The sequence below is a fragment of the Photobacterium sp. AWH4_225 genome, from assembly GCF_056158405.1.
Map to the genome: position 1 here is coordinate 2,980,786 of NZ_JBSWTF010000001.1, position 17,260 is coordinate 2,998,045.

Genomic DNA, 17,260 nt, shown 5'->3' on the forward strand with positions numbered 1-17,260 from the left:
GATTATTGATATCGAGGGGGCTTTTGCAAAAAACAAAACGGGGCCTAAGCCCCGTTTCCTGTTAACTTTTAAAGCATTACGAGCTTAATCTTCAGTCTGCTCGCTCTGCTCTTCAGTTTTCTCTTCAGCTGCTTTCGCCGGCTTTTCAACAGGCACAACCATTGGAGAGTCAATTTGGGTTAGCTTGGCAACCAAGCCACCGATGCGCTGGCGCATTTCACGACGGTCGACAATCATATCAATTGCACCGTGCTCAAGCAGGAATTCACTACGCTGGAAGCCTTCTGGAAGCTTCTCGCGTACGGTTTGTTCGATAACACGCTGACCTGCAAAGCCGATAAGGGCTTTTGGCTCACCGATGTTGATATCGCCCAGCATCGCCAGGCTTGCCGATACACCACCCATAGTCGGATCTGTTAGTACCGAGATAAATGGCAGGCCTTTGTCAGACAGACGCTCAAGCGCGGCACTGGTTTTTGCCATCTGCATCAGCGACATTAGCGCTTCCTGCATACGGGCACCACCACTGGCTGAAAAACACACCAAGCCACAGTTGTTAGCAATAGCTTCGTCAACAGCCTGTACGAACTTGGCGCCGACAACAGAGCCCATCGAGCCGCCCATGAAAGAGAACTCAAATGCACAGGCAACCAATGGCTGGCCCAGCAAGGTTCCTTTCTTCACAACCAATGCATCTTTCTCGCCACTTGTTTTCTGTGCTGACGATAGACGATCTTTGTATTTCTTGGAGTCACGGAACTTCAGCTTATCTTTCGGCTCAAGCTCTGCAGCAATTTCAACCTGTCCTTCTTCGTCCAGGAAGGTTTCCAAGCGACGGCGTGCCTTCATGCGCATGTGATGATCACATTTAGGGCAAACTTCCAAGTTACGTTCTAGATCGGCGTGATAAAGCACTTGTTCGCAAGAAGTACATTTGGTCCACACCCCTTCAGGGATAGACGCTTTGCGAGAAGAAACAATGTTGCTTTTTGTAAGGATCTTTTCCAGCCAGCTCATGAATGACCTTTTATCTTTTTATTTCCCTGCCCTTAGGGTCTTAACACAAGTCTTTGCAGCAGAGAATTACAAATTCGTTAATTTACCGAGGTGGAATTAAAGCACAAACTCGTCTAACTGTAGATAAAAAACTGGTACTACGAGTTAGCCCGAGACAAATCTGACCGTTAGCTAACAGATTAATCCGGCAAGAACAGCGGACCAACCGGCACTTTCGGTAGCTCGTGTTCTTCTGGGTAATCCACTTCAACCAAGTACAAACCTTCGGCTTTTGCCGTTGCCCCAGCCAGAGTTCTATCTTTTTGTTCCAGCAACCAATGGATCCATTCCGGCTTTTCTTCACCTCGGCCGACTTTGATCAGGCTTCCTGTAATATTGCGAACCATGTGATGGACAAAGGCATTGGCCTTGATATCAATGATCACAAAATTACCCTGACGCGACACGTTCAAGTGCATTAGGTTACGCCAAGGGCTGCGGGATTGACAATACACAGCGCGGAAGGATGTGAAGTCATTCTCACCCAGTAGGTACTGTCCCGCTTCATGCATCGCTTTTTCATCAAGCTCACCATGATAGTGGCTCACCCCTTTGGCCAAAATGGCAGGACGGTATGCATGATTGTAGATGATATAGCGATAACGGCGTGCCGTTGCCGTAAAACGAGCATGGAACTCATCATCCACTCTCTTAGCCCAGCGAACAGCGATATCTTTAGGTAAGTGGGCATTTACACCCATGCTCCACGCAACCATCTTACGGTCAACGTCAACATCAAAGTGTACGACCTGCCCAGTACCATGAACCCCAGCGTCGGTTCTTCCCGCACACTGCACTTCAATGGGCTTATTGGCAATCTTGCTCAACGCCTTTTCCAAACGTTCCTGGACACTGTCTACGTCACGCTGGCGTTGCCAACCGTAGTATTTCGCACCGTCGTACTCAATACCTAAAGCTATTCGCATAATTTTCTTCGTCTTGCTGGCGGCCAAAGGCCGATTTTCAAAATAAGGGAGGGAGTATATCAAAAAAAGCGGAAGCATGTGCTTCCGCTTTTTTGGGGCTCTGTAGAACCTAGATCCTGGATGCGAGTTCCTAGATAATCAGAAGCCAGTTCCTAGACTCTAGAACCTAGGTAACTATATCAACTAAAGCTATAAGCCTTTGTTATTTCGAGGATCTAGGTTCGAGGATCCGTTCTTCTCTTCTTATCTTCTCAACTTCTCCAGCAAACTTTTCGCTTCTTGCTGCAGTTGGGCATCGCCGCCTTGGGCAACCTGCTCCAGCAGGCCACGGGCGCCTTCGCTGTCGTTCATTTCCAGATAGGCTTTGGCCAAATCCAACTTGCTGGCAAACTCGCCCTGGCTGTCAATATCCAAACTACCGATATCAGCCAGTACATCAGGGAACTCATCCAAACCGACATCCAGGTTGAGTGGCGTTTCATCCAGTTCACTATCCAGTGACTCACCATCAAAATCTTTCATGAGCTCATCAATGCTGATGTACGACGCTTCCGATGACGGCCTATTATCAGGCGCTTCAGCTTCAGTCTCTTGCAGCAATTCGCTAGCTGCTTCGTCCATCGCTGGCTGAAGATCATTGCTTTCAACATTCGCTGTTGTCTCTGGCAGCAGTTCAGAAACAGCGCTCTCTTCATCCAATAGATCGTCTTCATCATAGGCTGGCACATCCTCGATATTCATCTCAGGCTGCTGGCCCCAATCTTCCCCTTCAAGTTCAGGTTCTGGGTTATTCGTCGACCAGATCTCTTGCTCTTCCTCTGACAGCACTTCTTCTGCAGATGAATCAGTCGTGATCTCTTCAGAATGGCCAACCAACTGCTCTCGTTCCCAGTCAGCCTGAAGCTCAGGATCACTCAACAGAGCATCCATATCCAGCCCCGCCGAATCCACAAACTCGTCAGTCATAGGCATTTCAGGCTTAGACACTTCAGGACTAGGGCTGCTATCTTGCGCCGGCACCGGTTGCTGTGCAGGGGTTGGTTCAGGGCTTATATGCTGCTGTGACTGTGTTTCAAGTTGTTCTGAAACGGCAGCTTGCTCTGAAGCAGCAAATTGTGGCTTACTGCCCTGCTCCATTTCATATTGTTCAAGCTCATGCTGCTCATCGAACGAAGCCTGCAAGGCATCATCTTCACTGAACTCAGGTAGGCTTGCCGGATCCAGCGTTTCAAACTCAATATCAGGGCGGCCATGCAACGAATACGGATTCGCTGACTGAGCCTCTTGTTCTTGGTTCTCTGGCAATGATTCAGCAACGGTTTCCGGTTGGGCTTGAGGCTTTTCGGCAGCCTCTGCTGCTTGCTGCAGTTGACGAACGATGTTATCGAGCATGGCCTGCTCATCGTCATCATTTAGCGCCTGTTCTTGCTCTACCTGTGGCTCAATATCTGGATCGTTGAATGCCGCTTCCTCGTCGAACTCAGGCAAATCATCCAATGTAAGAGGAGCGCTATCATCTTGAGTCTGAACAGGCTCTGTCTCAAGCTCAGGTTCCATTTCAAGCTCTGCAAGCAGTGTTTCCTCATCAAAGACCGGAAACTCGTCGGCAGCCTCAAAGTGTTGCTCCGGCACTTCCACACTTGATTGTTCAAGTACTTCACTATCCGGTGCAAACTGCTCAGAATCTAGTTGCGCGTTCTCTGAAGGCTGTATGCTCTCAGCATCACGAGCAAAGTCGAAAGCTGGCTCGTCTAAGATTGTTTCTTGAGTATCGACTGCTTCTGAGATGCCCGCCTTTTCTTCGAGGCCATTCTGATCCGTTCCCAGATCTTCATCGCCCAGGCTTTCTAATAGCTGCTCTACTGTCTGGCCGATAGCTTCAATTTCAGCACTGTCGTTCAACCCCTCGGCATCAAGCGCATCGGCATCTGCCGAAGCAAGAAGCTGTTCGATTTCATCAATCTCAGGTTGGGGCTCTTCAGGGGCGACTGCCGGCTGTTCTAATACAGCAGTCTCAACTTGGCTATCAAACTTCAGGCCGTCATCAGCTGCATCGGGCTTTGATGACAACTCGCTTTGTTCAGCTAACTGGTCTTCTTGGCGTACAGTATCTGTTCTGTTTTCTTCCAGCGCATTGTGTTCGGCTTCATTATCAGCAAACGCGCTGGATTCATCTAAAGCTGTCGTAGCTTCAGAAGCTAAGTTCTCAATCGACTCTTCAGCCGTCACTTCGAACGAGGAGTCAGCTGGAGAGTCAACAGGAGAATGCTGCTCTAAGATGTCATCAAGCAACTCCGTGCTGTTCTCTGCAATGGTGATATCATCAACAGATACTGCCGCTTCTGGTTCAACGCTTTCAAGATCATCATCAGTGTCAGCCAGCAATTCATCCAGCAACTCAGTACTGTTCTCATCGATCTCAATATCGTTGTTGGCCAACAGCCCGTCAGTTTCTGGCTCGTCCAACAGTTCATCAAGCAACGCCGTACTGTCTTCTTCCACCTCAATATCAGACGTTAAGCTGTCTTCATCATCAAGCAGTTCATCAAGTAGGGCCGTTGAATTCTCTGGCGTCTGAGCTGCAGCTCTTTCGACCTCTTCATCAAAACTACCCACCGCTTCATCAAATATGGCTGCAAAGTCACCATCACTCTCAGGCGAAGCCATCATATCAATATCAGCTAATGCTTGATCTACCGCTGCTTGCTCAGCAGCCTCTTGCTTTGTTTCTGGCCGAGCCGCGTTATCATCGGAACCAACACTATCAAACAGTGCATCCAGTTCATCTTGGTCGACCATCTGCTCAGGCTGTGAATCTTGTGTATCCAGTGGCTGATCTTCCAAAGCGTCATCTGCCGCTGAAGAGAACAAGTCATCGAGCATAGCCTGATCAACAATTTGATCATCCTTCGCTGCTGGGTCCAAGGATGCATCAAGATCGAGCTCATCACCGTCATAGGACAGATCGAAGCTATCTTCATCATCTTCATCAGCTTGCAGGGATTGCTCCCACATTGCCGCTAGCTCTTCATCTGAGTTTGGCTCTGGCTTCTTGTCCATTTCATCCAGTGCCCGCTCCATATCCTCAAGACCAATAGCGTCATCATCACTATTTACCGAGATACTGCTTGCACCCAGATTACCGCCGAGGTCAAAGCCGTTGCTATCGTCACCTTGCTTTGATTCCAATGGGGAATCCTGGCCAAACAAGCTGCTTTCCGGATCATCAAACAATGAATCGTCATCACCGAAGAGATCGTCAAGTTCATCATCGTCACCCAATGTCAAACTAGGAACATCTTCGTCATCAGTAGGAACCGGCGGTGGCGGTGGCATCATTGCCGCTTCGTCTTGGTTTTGCGGTGCATCCAGTGACTTCACGTCATCTTCCGCTTCACGCTTACGACCAAGCAGGAAGTAAGCCAGCGCACCAGCAATCAATGCTCCCGGGATCAAAGCCAGCGCAGCCAACATCAGCGGATTGGCAATCATGCGGTCAAACAGGGTTGGTTCGGGTTCAACAACTTGTGTCTGTAGTGCTCGCTGCTGATCGATAAAACCTTTGATTTGTTCACGCAGCACTTCATCATCGCTAATCTGCTGTTTCAAAGCTGACACTTCATGCTGCATCTCAGCAAGACGAACACGCAACAGATGATTACTCTCAAGCAGCTTGGTCATCTGCTCATCAGAAGCATCCAATTGAGCCTGAAGCACTGTTGGCTTCGGTGGAATCAATGCTTCAGGTGCATCTGGAGCGGTTGTCTGTGAAGCTGCCGTGCTCGATGTTTGCTCTGCTGACTTAACCACTGTTTCAACCACAGGTTCTGGTTTTTCCTGTGGCGTCGCGACTACTGTCGGAGGCTGTTGTGTCGGAGCCTGTTGTTTAGGTGGCTGTTGTTTAGGAGCTTGGGCTTTAGGTGCTTCAGCGACTTTAGGTGTTGGCTCTGGTGCCTGAACTGCAGGTTGAGGCTTTGGTGCTGATGGCGCAGAAGCGGTTCGTGTTGAACTACGCGCTGGTGAACTTTGATCAGCTTCCAAGCGCTGCTTAACAACATCAATACTTTCCCGACGCATTTGCGCCTCTGTTGGAATAGCCAGCATGCTGCCTGGGATCAAGCCATGAATATTACTATTCTCAAAGGCCTGCGGGTTCTGACGGAAAATCGCGCCAATAACCTGATAGATGGACACTTGGTTACTTGGACGATAACGCGTTGCAATAGACCACAAGGTCTCGGCGTTTGTCGTCGGGCCATAACGGAAAACATTGGCAGACGGCTGTCCCGACGCCGCGGTGCTATCCGGTAATGAGGTAGTGGCAGGCTGTACACCTTGAGTTGGCCCTGTAATACGTATGGTATTGGCATGGGCCGAGGAAGAAATTACAGCGGTGGAAAAAATTACCGGCAGAAAAATGCGTTTTATCATCGTCGAAAGGTCAGACACTGCCTGTCATCCTCTTTGGCAGGAAAAATAGCTACGAATGAATAGGGCACATCATGTGCACACATACAGACGTTGTATCATACAAGAATATTTATCTTCGGCCTATTCACAATAATCTTGAGCGTGACCGAGCCAGTCAATTAATACTTCGGGAGCAAAGTCGCACTATTGTTGTCCTACTCAGAACGATAGTAGATTCAGTGCATTGAAAATACAACAGGTCCGAAATGAACATCAGTTACAGGAAAATAAAAAAGCGCCCTACTTGAACAAGCATGGCGCTTTGGGATCCTGTGGCCCTGTGGCCCTGTGGCCCTGTGGCCCTGTGGCCCTGTGGCCCTGTGGCCCTGTGGCCCTGTGGCCCTGTGGCCCTGTGGCCCTGAAAGAAGGCTCAACGAACCAAGAATCAAGTCAACAGTTACAGATAATTAAAGCCCTAATAAAACTAGATAGAAAGATTATAATTAATAATCACCTAAGCTCTACAGGCTCCTCTCTTTACCCCATAGGGCCTTAGAACCAGAGCAACATAGAACCGCTCTTATTTACAGATACTCTTCAATCAGCTTCTCAGCGATCTGTACGCTGTTGGTCGCTGCGCCTTTACGCACGTTATCAGCAACAACCCACATATTCAGGCCACAAGGGTGACTGATATCTTCGCGGATACGGGCAACCATCACATGATCTTTACCTGTCGCATCACTTACCTGAGTCGGGTAGTCATTGCCATGGAAGACTTCGATGCCTTCGGCATTTTCCAATAGGCTAATCGCTTCTTCGACATGCACCGGCTGGCAGGTTTCAACGTGTACCGCTTCGGCATGACCGTAGAACACAGGTACACGCACACAGGTCGGGTTCACACGGATATTGTCGTCACCCAAAATTTTCTGGGTTTCCCACACCATCTTCATTTCTTCTTTGGTGTAGCCGTTATCCATGAACTGATCGATATGCGGCAAGCAGTTAAAGGCAATTTGCTTGTCGTACACATCTGTTTCCGCAGGCAGGCCGTTCAATAGCTTGGCTGTTTGACCGGCAAGCTCATCAACACCTTTCTTACCCGTGCCCGATACCGACTGGTAAGTGGCTACGTTAATGCGTTCAATACCGTATGCTTCATGGATCGGCTTCAGTGCCACCAGCATCTGAATAGTCGAGCAGTTCGGGTTGGCAATAATGTTACGGTTACGGTACTCCGCCAGCGCGTGCGGGTTCACCTCTGGGATCACCAAAGGTACATCGTAGTCGTAACGGAAGCGTGATGTGTTGTCGATCACCACTACGCCGTAATCGGCTGCAGTGGGTGCCCAACGCTCAGACGCTTCTGCACCGGCAGAGAAAATAGCAAGCTGAACCTGACCCCAGTCGAAATCTTCAACATTGGTTACACGTACAGTCTTACCCTTAAAGCGCAGGGTTTTGCCCGCACTGCGCTCAGAAGCAAGTAAATAGAGATTGCGAACAGGAAAATTGCGTTCCTCAAGAACTTCTACAATGGTTTCGCCGACAGCGCCGGTCGCACCGAGTACTGCAATATCAAATTCCTGGCTCATGGCCTTTCCTCTACTGTAAAACCTAATTTAGCCAGCGACTCTACCCCAAAATGGGCCTCGCCCGCTACTGTAATCGCGCTATATTCGCGGCGATCCCAGTAATTTTTACGCATGCGGTCAAATGCCGAGGCCATTTCCGGGCTACCATCTTCAGTTTGGCTCATTTCACGGCGGAATAAACCATCATCACGGCGCACATCGTAAATCAGCTGGGTCAGGGAAAATAAGGTTGGCTCGTCCCACTTACCGCTGAGCGTTACCTGTGGCACCGGAGCAACCGGCAGCAAGCTTGAGGCACTGACTTCCTGATCTAAACCAAGGAACTGGCAGAAACTATTGTACACCATGGTCGTGCCGCGGGCTTTACCTTCCAAGCCATACCCGGCAACATGCGGCGTGGCAAAAGCCAGCAATGGTAATAGCTCCAAGTCAACTTGAGGCTCATGCTCGAATACATCCAAAACTGCTGTCAATGTCTTGCTTTCACCAGATAGACTCTGCTGCAGAGCGCGCTTAAGCGCCTGGTTGTCCACCACCGGGCCACGGGCTGCGTTGATCAGAATAGCGCCCGGCTTAAGATCAGCAATAAATGCTTCATCGACCAGGTGATGGGTTGGGTGCTCGCCATCGCGGGTAATTGGCGTGTGCATGGTGATCACATCACACTGCGAGCGGATTTCTTCCAGCGAGTGGAATGCTCGACTATCGCCCTGCAGCTCTTTAAGCGGGTCATTGAGCAGGTACGGGATACCCAGCGCATCGAGGCATTGGGCAAGATAGCTACCAACATTGCCTGCTCCGATGATCCCGACCTTTTTATCGAAGATAGAGAAGCCCTTCTGCTGGCCGAGCACCATCAGGCTGCTCAATACATATTCTGCCACCCCGACCTTGTTGCAGCCTGGTGCAGCAGTGAAAGTGATCCCTTTTTCGGCCAGCAAGCTTTCGTCGACATGATCCTGACCAGCGGTTGCAGTACCGACAAACTTCAACTTGTTGGCCTTGGTCAGTAGCGCTTCATTGACCTTGGTCACCGAGCGGATCATCAATGCATCGACATCCTGCAAATCCTCAGCGGTCACCGTTCTGCCCGGCTTGCTGATCACCGCGCCCAACTGGCTAAAAAGCGCCTCGGCATAAGGCATGTTCTCGTCAATGAGGATTTTCATAAAGCGTCCTTCGAAGGTTATTTGTATATGGGAGATGCTATTGAAAGTTTAGGAAGAGTCAAGGTGTACGAACTTAGATCCTAGATCCTGGAGCCTAGTACCTAGAGGCGGTAGGTCCTGAGTTACTAGGGGTCTAAGAGCCTGGGTTCATTATGCACTCACTTACTGGCGAGCTCTTGCTTTGCTCTTCGCTCTTGCTAGGTTCTAGGTTCTCGCACCTGCTTTTACATATAAAAAAGCCCAGCAGAAACTCTGCTGGGCGAACGTCCAGGAATAAAAACACCGGCTGGGATCATAGACAGCTCCCGCAAAAGAAAATACTATTCTCACAGCCAATGTCGCGTCTGTTTTTTAGGCACTGACTCAAGGGCAAAACAGCTAGCGCAGTCTCCGCAAAAAGGCTTTCTAGCTGAATCTCTTAGTCAGTGCCACCCCCTGGAAAATGACAAAAGTCGGTTCACATCAGATCCTAGGTGCTAGTTCCTGGTTCCTAGATGTATTCATATTGCGCATTCAAAACGACACGCTTTTCTAGGAACTAGGATCTGCTCTTTCTAGGATCTATGATTAACCTTCATATTTCTTGATAACCAGTGTGGCGTTAGTGCCGCCGAAGCCGAAGCTGTTTGACATCACTGTCTTCAGCTCTTGATCGCGTTTTTCAGTCACGATATCTAGGCCTTCCGCCGCTTCGTCTAGGTTATCGATATTGATGCTTGGGGCAATGAAGCCATTGTCTAGCATCAGCGTCGAGTAGATCGCTTCGTGTACGCCAGCCGCACCCAGTGCGTGGCCAGTCATTGCCTTGGTGGCAGAGATCGCTGGGCTGTTATCACCAAATAGCTCTTGGATTGCACCTAGCTCTTTCACATCACCAACAGGTGTTGAGGTACCATGGGTGTTGATGTAATCAATGCTGTCGATATCTTGCATTGCCATCTTCATACAACGCACTGCGCCTTCACCCGATGGTGCTACCATGTCATAGCCATCAGAGGTCGCACCGTAGCCTACGATTTCACCGTAGATTTTCGCGCCACGCGCCAATGCATGCTCAAGCTCTTCGACAACCAGCATGCCGCCACCACCAGAGATCACGAAGCCGTCACGGTCTGCATCATAAGTACGAGATGCTTTAGATGGGTCGTCATTGTATTTGGTTGATAGTGCACCCATGGCGTCGAACATCATTGTCAGAGACCAATCTAGCTCTTCACCACCACCGGCAAAGACAACGTCTTGCTTACCAAGTTGAATCAGTTCAAGAGCGTGGCCGATACAGTGAGCAGACGTTGCACACGCCGAGCTCATGGTGTAGTTCACACCGCGGATCTTAAATGGTGTCGCCAGACAAGCAGATACCGTTGAAGACATAGTACGCGGTACCATGTATGGGCCAACACGCTTCACGCCTTTTTCACGCAGAATATCTACCGCAGCAACCTGGTTGTAAGAAGACGCGCCACCAGAGCCAGCAACAAGGCCAGTACGGTCGTTTGATACCTGATCTTCAGTCAGGCCAGCATCTTCAATTGCTTGCTCCATAGACAGGTAAGCAAAAGCGGCGGCATCGCCCATGAAACGCATTTTCTTACGGTCGATATGCTCTGAAGGGGTCATTTTCAAATCGCCCCAAACATTACTGCGCAGCTTCATTTCTGCAAATTGTTCAGAGAAGTTGATACCGGACTTACCCGTTTTCAAAGACTCCAGCACTTCTTTAACGTTGTTACCAATGCTGGACACAATACCCATGCCTGTAATTACGGCTCGTTTCATGATGAATTCCTACTGTCATTTATACCCAAATAACCTCAGTCAAAACAAACAACAACCTGAGGTGACTTGGGTATAACGTTGACGATAATAACGGGTTTGTCCGCCAAAAGTGGTCAGCTTTCCTGTTGATCAGGTACAATCCTCTGCAATTCAACCCGTAATACCAACTATGAGGCTTCTCCCTTTGTCTTATAAAGCCCAACCGTCCGTAAGCAAAACGCCATCGGCAAAAATCGAAAATGCCGTATTGGACTGGAACGAATCAGGTACTCCTGTTTCCAATGACTTTGACGATGTCTACTTCTCCAACGCCAATGGCCTGGAAGAAACCCGTTATGTGTTTCTGCACCAAAATGGCTTACCGACACGCTGGGAAACCTTCGACCGCCGCCGCTTTGTGGTTGCGGAAACCGGTTTTGGCACCGGCCTCAACTTTCTTGCGGTATGGCAATGGTTCAAAGCCTTCCGCCAGGCTAACCCAGACGCGACTACCAAAGAGCTGCACTTCATCAGCTTTGAAAAGTTTCCGGTCACCAAGGATGATTTAATCAAAGCCCACGAGTCCTGGCCTGAACTGGCCGACTTAGCCTGCCAGCTACATGCCCATTACCCACCAGCAGTCGCTGATTGTCACCGTATTGTCCTGGAAGATGGCATGATCACCCTTGATTTGTGGTTTGGTGATATCAAAGACTGTATGCCACAAGTATGGACGAATAATGACGGTATAGTTGATGCATGGTTCCTTGATGGTTTTGCCCCAAGCAAGAACCCAGAAATGTGGAACCAAGATCTGTTCAACGGCATGGCCAAGCTTGCCCGCGTCGGCTGTAGCACCGCGACCTTCACTGCGGCAGGTTTTGTCCGCCGCGGCTTGATTGAAGCTGGTTTTGACATGAAAAAAGTCAAAGGCTTTGGTACCAAGCGTGAAATGCTGGCAGGTAGTGTTACCGAACGCAAATATGGCAGTAACGTTAAACCCTGGTACTGCCGCAAGCCGGCCGAGCTCACTACAGTGCAAGAAGGCAGCCCTGTTCAAGAAGAGAGTATTGGCCAAGGAGACAACGGCATTGCGATTATCGGTGGCGGAGTCGGCTCGGCAACAACTGCTTTGGCGCTGGCACGTCGTGGAATCAAAACCACGCTGTACTGTGCCGATGAGCTGCCAGCAGAAGGGGCTTCAGGCAACCGACAAGGTGCTGTCTACCCACTGCTCAACGGCTCTAACGATGCCCTATCGCGTTTTTTTGCCCCGGCATTTCTCTATGCCCGCCAGTTTGTCGAACAGGCTGCCAAGCAAAAAGCATTCGCCCATGACTGGTGCGGTGTCACCCAGCTCGCCTGGGATGACAATTCCACCAGCAAGCTTGGCAAAATGATGACCGGCGGCTTCCCTGAGCTGCTAATCCGCCAATTAGACGTTGAACAAACCGAGCAGGTAACTGGCGTGGCTTCAGGTCACAGCAGTGTCAACTACCCGCTTGGCGGATGGTTATGCCCGCAAGAGCTAACCCGCGCCTTGATTGAACAAGCACAAGAAAAGGGCTTGCTTGTGCTAAAAGCCCAGGTTGATATCAATCAGCTTAGCCAACAGGAAGATCAGTGCTGGTTGCTGATCGACCAAAATGGCAAGACTTACCAGCACCACACCGTGATTGTGGCTAACGGACACCGTTTTGCCGAGTTCCCGCAAACTCAGGATATTCCGGCCTACTCCGTACGCGGACAGGTAAGTCATGTCCCTACCAATCCAACGCTGAATCCGCTCAAAACCGTACTTTGCTACGATGGATACCTGACACCCGTTAATGCAGCAGGTAAGAGCCATTGCATCGGTGCCAGCTACCGCCGCAGCAGTACCGATTTAACCTTCAGCCCAGAGGAGCATGCCGACAACAAACAGCGCCTAGTTGACTGCCTGCCTGAAGCTAGCTGGCCGCAAGATATTGATATGTCGGGTGAGCAGGCACGTGTAGGCGTCCGCTGTGCTAGCCGCGATCACTTGCCTTTCGTGGGTGATGTATGCCAATACGCGACATTGCTTGAGCAGTATGCTGATCTGAAAAACCAGCAAGAAAACGCTCAAGACGTACCGGTTTACCACAATCTGTATGCGATGATTGGTTTGGGCTCTCGTGGTTTAAGCTCTGCCCCACTGCTGGGTGAGTTGCTTGCATCGCAGATCTGTGGCGACCCACTGCCATTGCCTAATAGCGTACTGGAAGCACTGCATCCGGGTCGGATGTGGGTGAGAAAGCTGGTAAAAGGGAAGAAGGTTTAAGGGCGGTACTGTGGTACTGTGGTACTGTGGTACTGTGGTACTGTGGTACTGTGGTACTGTGGTACTGTGGTACTGTGGTACTGTGGTACTGTGGTACTGTGGTACTGTGGTACTGTGGTACTGTGGTACTGTGGTACTGTGGTACTGTGGTACTGTGGTACTGTGGTACTGTGGTACTGTGGTACTGTGGTACTGTGGTACTGCAGGCAGCATTTACCGATAGCAATGAGACGTCAAGCTTTTGCTTCCGCTAATCCGAGAACCAGCAACTTCCAGGCTAGCTATTTACTCCATAAGATCTTAGAACCGAAGCACCACAGAGCCGCTTTGCCCCATAGAACCACAGTACCTTAGCACCATAGAACCGTTTCTTATCTATTGCGCCTGTGTTACAGGTGGAGCGGGATCATCGCCACCGCCAGAATCAGACAATGCCACCCCGATTACAACCGCTGCGGCACCGACCGCCAATACTGTTGCGGTAATACCTCCCGCCGAAGCCGCAAATGCCGTATCAATACCTGCCGCTTTACCGGTTTCCTGAGCCGCAGTTTCCGCAGAAGTTTGCACTTGTTGCTGACTTGCACTCGGCTGAGAGGCTGTAGGCGTTGAGGTCGGCGCTTGCCTAACCTGAGAAGAGGTAGATGCAGAATCTGCCGCAAAAGAAGAGAAGCTAATAAAGCCCGATATTAAAAATGCCGCCAATGAAAACTTCATCATTACTATCCCCAAAGCGCAACGTATGGTTATTGATATATCGATAAGTATAGTTAGGGATAGAAAAGGCGGAGGGCTGGTTGAGATAAGTCTTGAGAATGAGAAGAAACGGTTCTGGGGTTCTGGGGTTCTGGGGTTCTGGGGTTCTGGGGTTCTGGGGTTCTGGGGTTCTGGGGTTCTGGGGTTCTGGGGTTCTGGAGAAGATGTTTCAAGGGGACATAATACTGTCAAGCTATCGATCTAAAAGTCTAAAAATCAATGTTTAGCATCTCCCATAGGGCCATAGGGCCGCTCTCGACCCCATAGCACCGCTCTGATATCAATCTGCCCCAAACAGATCGCGGGTATAAACCTTCTCTTCAACGTCAGCGAGTTCTTCTGCCATGCGGTTGGAAACGATGACATCGGAGACTTTCTTGAATTCTTCAAGATCTTTAATCACTTTCGACTGGAAGAACTCATCTTCTTCTAGCACTGGCTCGTAAACAACGACAGGGATACCTTTAGCCTTGATACGCTTCATGATGCCCTGGATAGAGGAAGCACGGAAGTTATCTGAGCCCGCTTTCATGATAAGGCGGTAAACACCTACCACTTCAGGCTTTTTCGCAATGATAGAATCGGCAATGAAATCTTTACGGGTGCGGTTAGCATCAACAATTGCACCAATAATATTGTTCGGTACCGCCTGGTAGTTGGCTAACAACTGTTTAGTGTCTTTCGGTAAGCAGTAGCCACCGTAACCAAAAGATGGGTTGTTATAGTGGTTACCAATACGAGGGTCCAAGCCAACACCTTCGATGATCTGACGGCTGTCCAAACCATGGGCTTCGGCATAAGAGTCCAGTTCATTGAAGTAAGCGACACGCATAGCCAGGTATGTGTTGGAGAACAGTTTCACCGCTTCGGCTTCAGTAGAGTCAGTGTAAAGCACCTGAATGTCTTCTTTCACCGCCCCCTGCATCAGCAGATTGACAAATACTTCAGCGCGCTCAGATTTTTCACCAACAATAATACGAGACGGATGAAGGTTGTCGAACAGAGCACGGCCTTCACGCAAAAACTCTGGCGAGAAAATCAGGTTGTCACAACCTAGCTCTTGTTTAACACGTTGCGTGTAACCAACAGGAACCGTTGACTTGATAACCATCACCGCGTTTGGGTTAATCGCCATCACATCTTTGATCACCGCTTCTACAGAAGAGGTATTGAAGTAGTTTGTCTGCGGGTCGTAATCTGTCGGGGTCGCGATAATGACAAATCCCGCATCCTGATATGCCGATTCTTTATCCGTCGTTGCTTTCAGGTTCAGTGTTTTCTCAGCTAGGTACTGAGAGATTTCTTTGTCTTCAATCGGTGAAATCGCCTTATTAATCAAGTCAACTTTGTCTTGAATAATATCCAGTGCTACGACTTCATTGTGCTGCGCCAGCAGTACGGCATTTGACAGGCCTACATATCCAGTGCCCGCTACGGTAATTTTCATTACTCAACCTCAATTTCTAGAGCGAATCAAAAAGCATTGAGATCTTCTCAATATTTATTCGCAATATTATGACTCATCAAAGATTTCACTAGCATGGATAGTACTCTAGTTAATACACAGAGCATAGCAGTAACCATGGTTGATAATATCTAAGATCAAGTAATGATTATTTTTTGCTCAATCTTAATCACTCTGAGCCCCCTCGGCAGAGATCATGATTTCACTGGTCGGCCGTATTTCTCGCAACGCACCAGCAAGCTCTGATTGCGCATTGTAATCACCATGCACTATGCGTATTTGTTGTGGACCTTGCTCGATATGCGAGACAAACTCAATCAAATCAAGCTTATCTGCATGAGCCGAATAACCAGAGAGGTTATGAACCTTGGCTCTCACCTCGATAAACTGATCGTTTATCTTTACCCGTTTCTTCCCTTGGGTAAGTTGATATCCCAAGGTTCCTTTGGCTTGATAACCAACCATAACGACATCAGTACGTGGGTCTGGCAATAAAGCTTCTAGATAATTCACTATCCGCCCGCCACTGCACATGCCGCTTGCTGCGACGATAATGGCTGGCTCATTGGTCGATTGCAGGCGGTTTACGATTGATTGGTGCTGCTGGTGTGACTCAACGTTTATACACTGTTCAAACGCTAGAGGATGACGCCCACTATTAATACGGCTTACAGCCTCCTTATCCCACAGACGCTGGAAGAAATTGTACTGCTCCGTCACCTTCCCTGCTAAAGGTGAATCAAGCACGATTGGCAACTCTTGCCACTTCAAGCGCTGTCGATTGACTTGTAAAAAAGGCCTCACAGAGCTTGCTATCAAGCTCTCAATATCGAACAGCAGCTCTTGGGTACGTCCAACACTGAAAGCAGGAATCAATATTGCCCCGCCATTTTGCAACGACTGCTCAATGATCTGCTTTAATTTATCACTACGCTCTATCTGCCTATCGTGAACTCGATTGCCATATGTGCTTTCCAATACCAAGATGTCAGCACGCTCGGGGGAAACTGGATCAACCAACAATGGCGTATTCGAAGGGCCAAGATCCCCGGAGAAAACCACCACTTGCTCATCCGGCATCACGACTTCTACAAAAGCCGACCCTAAGATATGCCCAGCCTGACGAAAATACAGTACCAGTCGGTCACCACTGGGAAGAGTAACGGGCGCTTGGCAGCCAAAAGGTACTGGCCGGAGCAAGCTTTTGATGAGAGATAGAAATTGGCTACGTTGACTTCTATTTAAGTTCAACTGGATTTTCAAGCCGTCATCGAGCATGAGAGGAAGCAGAGCCGCTGTCGCTTCTGTTGCATAGATAGGCCCCCTGAACCCGGCAGCCAACAACCAGGGGATCCGCCCAATGTGATCAATATGGCAATGCGTGATCACCAAAGCTTGTATGTGTTCGATAGGAAACTCAATATCCAAAGACGCCGGTGCTTCTTCGCCCTGAAACAAACCACAGTCAACCAAAATTCCGTACTGCTGCCAACGCAGCTCATGGCATGAGCCAGTGACACCTTGATAAGCACCATGATGAATGATTTGCATGTTCGAGCCCCTTTTAATTTCTTTGGGAGATCTTCGCTAAATCATCGTGAGGCAACAGGCATTCACCAAACAAGCCCGAGCGAGTTCACGAAAAAAGCTGCTAATAATCATCTCAAATGCATATTTACTCAAACCTCATCCATTTAAAGACTAAAAAGCCACTTTCGAATCACTCACCCCTACCTTAAGAAGCCCATTTATAAAGTAGAGTGAAGCAGTTGAAGAATTTTCACCTCTATCTACAACAAAATAACCATAAGCTAACTATG

12 protein-coding genes are annotated in these 17,260 nt (G+C 49.2%); 3 read left to right on the forward strand and 9 right to left on the reverse strand.

Going from position 1 to position 17,260, the window contains the following annotated elements; genetic code table 11:
• Positions 1-84 precede the first annotated feature (84 nt).
• The 6 genes from accD to fabB form a co-directional block, all read right to left on the reverse strand.
• A complete protein-coding gene (accD, locus tag ACXAD4_RS13845; RefSeq protein ID WP_475242189.1) occupies positions 85-1,017 on the reverse strand; it encodes an acetyl-CoA carboxylase, carboxyltransferase subunit beta in 933 nt (310 codons plus the stop codon).
• A gap of 179 nt (positions 1,018-1,196) precedes the next feature.
• Positions 1,197-1,982, reverse strand: coding sequence for a tRNA pseudouridine(38-40) synthase TruA (gene truA / locus ACXAD4_RS13850; protein ID WP_475242191.1), 786 nt, complete (start codon positions 1,980-1,982; stop codon positions 1,197-1,199).
• A gap of 243 nt (positions 1,983-2,225) precedes the next feature.
• Complete coding sequence (locus ACXAD4_RS13855) at positions 2,226-6,431, reverse strand: FimV/HubP family polar landmark protein (RefSeq protein ID WP_475242193.1); 4,206 nt, start codon at positions 6,429-6,431, stop codon at positions 2,226-2,228.
• Between the two features lie 545 nt (positions 6,432-6,976).
• Positions 6,977-7,990 carry an aspartate-semialdehyde dehydrogenase gene (locus tag ACXAD4_RS13860; protein ID WP_317524895.1) on the reverse strand — a complete coding sequence of 338 codons (1,014 nt, stop codon included), beginning with the start codon at positions 7,988-7,990 and terminating at the stop codon, positions 6,977-6,979.
• Positions 7,987-9,159, reverse strand: coding sequence for a 4-phosphoerythronate dehydrogenase (locus tag ACXAD4_RS13865; protein WP_475242195.1), 1,173 nt, complete (start codon positions 9,157-9,159; stop codon positions 7,987-7,989). The genes ACXAD4_RS13860 and ACXAD4_RS13865 overlap by 4 nt, the downstream gene beginning before the upstream one ends.
• Before the next feature lie 567 nt (positions 9,160-9,726).
• The gene (gene fabB, locus ACXAD4_RS13870) at positions 9,727-10,938 is read right to left on the reverse strand and encodes a beta-ketoacyl-ACP synthase I (protein WP_475242196.1); all 1,212 of its coding nucleotides are present in this window, start codon (positions 10,936-10,938) and stop codon (positions 9,727-9,729) included.
• A gap of 169 nt (positions 10,939-11,107) precedes the next feature.
• Here fabB and mnmC point away from each other — a divergent pair, with 169 nt between their 5' ends.
• Both mnmC and ACXAD4_RS13880 read left to right on the forward strand, forming a co-directional pair.
• Positions 11,108-13,219 carry a bifunctional tRNA (5-methylaminomethyl-2-thiouridine)(34)-methyltransferase MnmC2/FAD-dependent 5-carboxymethylaminomethyl-2-thiouridine(34) oxidoreductase MnmC1 gene (mnmC, locus tag ACXAD4_RS13875; protein WP_475242197.1) on the forward strand — a complete coding sequence of 704 codons (2,112 nt, stop codon included), beginning with the start codon at positions 11,108-11,110 and terminating at the stop codon, positions 13,217-13,219.
• Positions 13,183-13,473 carry a hypothetical protein gene (locus tag ACXAD4_RS13880; protein ID WP_475242199.1) on the forward strand — a complete coding sequence of 97 codons (291 nt, stop codon included), beginning with the start codon at positions 13,183-13,185 and terminating at the stop codon, positions 13,471-13,473. Before mnmC ends, ACXAD4_RS13880 begins: the two co-directional genes overlap by 37 nt.
• 121 nt (positions 13,474-13,594) lie before the next feature.
• On the opposite strand, the gene ACXAD4_RS13885 is transcribed toward ACXAD4_RS13880, so the two are convergent.
• Positions 13,595-13,939: a hypothetical protein gene (locus tag ACXAD4_RS13885; RefSeq protein ID WP_475242200.1), complete on the reverse strand. Its 345-nt coding sequence runs from the start codon at positions 13,937-13,939 to the stop codon at positions 13,595-13,597.
• Positions 13,940-13,961: 22 nt separating this feature from the next.
• Here ACXAD4_RS13885 and ACXAD4_RS13890 point away from each other — a divergent pair, with 22 nt between their 5' ends.
• Positions 13,962-14,180, forward strand: coding sequence for a hypothetical protein (locus ACXAD4_RS13890; protein ID WP_475242201.1), 219 nt, complete (start codon positions 13,962-13,964; stop codon positions 14,178-14,180).
• A gap of 75 nt (positions 14,181-14,255) precedes the next feature.
• Here ACXAD4_RS13890 and ACXAD4_RS13895 read toward each other — a convergent pair whose 3' ends face one another.
• Positions 14,256-15,422 (reverse strand): nucleotide sugar dehydrogenase, encoded by a 1,167-nt coding sequence (locus tag ACXAD4_RS13895; RefSeq protein ID WP_475242203.1) that lies wholly within the window; start codon positions 15,420-15,422, stop codon positions 14,256-14,258.
• Positions 15,423-15,605: 183 nt separating this feature from the next.
• Positions 15,606-16,991 carry an MBL fold metallo-hydrolase RNA specificity domain-containing protein gene (locus ACXAD4_RS13900; protein WP_475242205.1) on the reverse strand — a complete coding sequence of 462 codons (1,386 nt, stop codon included), beginning with the start codon at positions 16,989-16,991 and terminating at the stop codon, positions 15,606-15,608.
• Between the last annotated feature and the right edge of the window lie 269 nt (positions 16,992-17,260).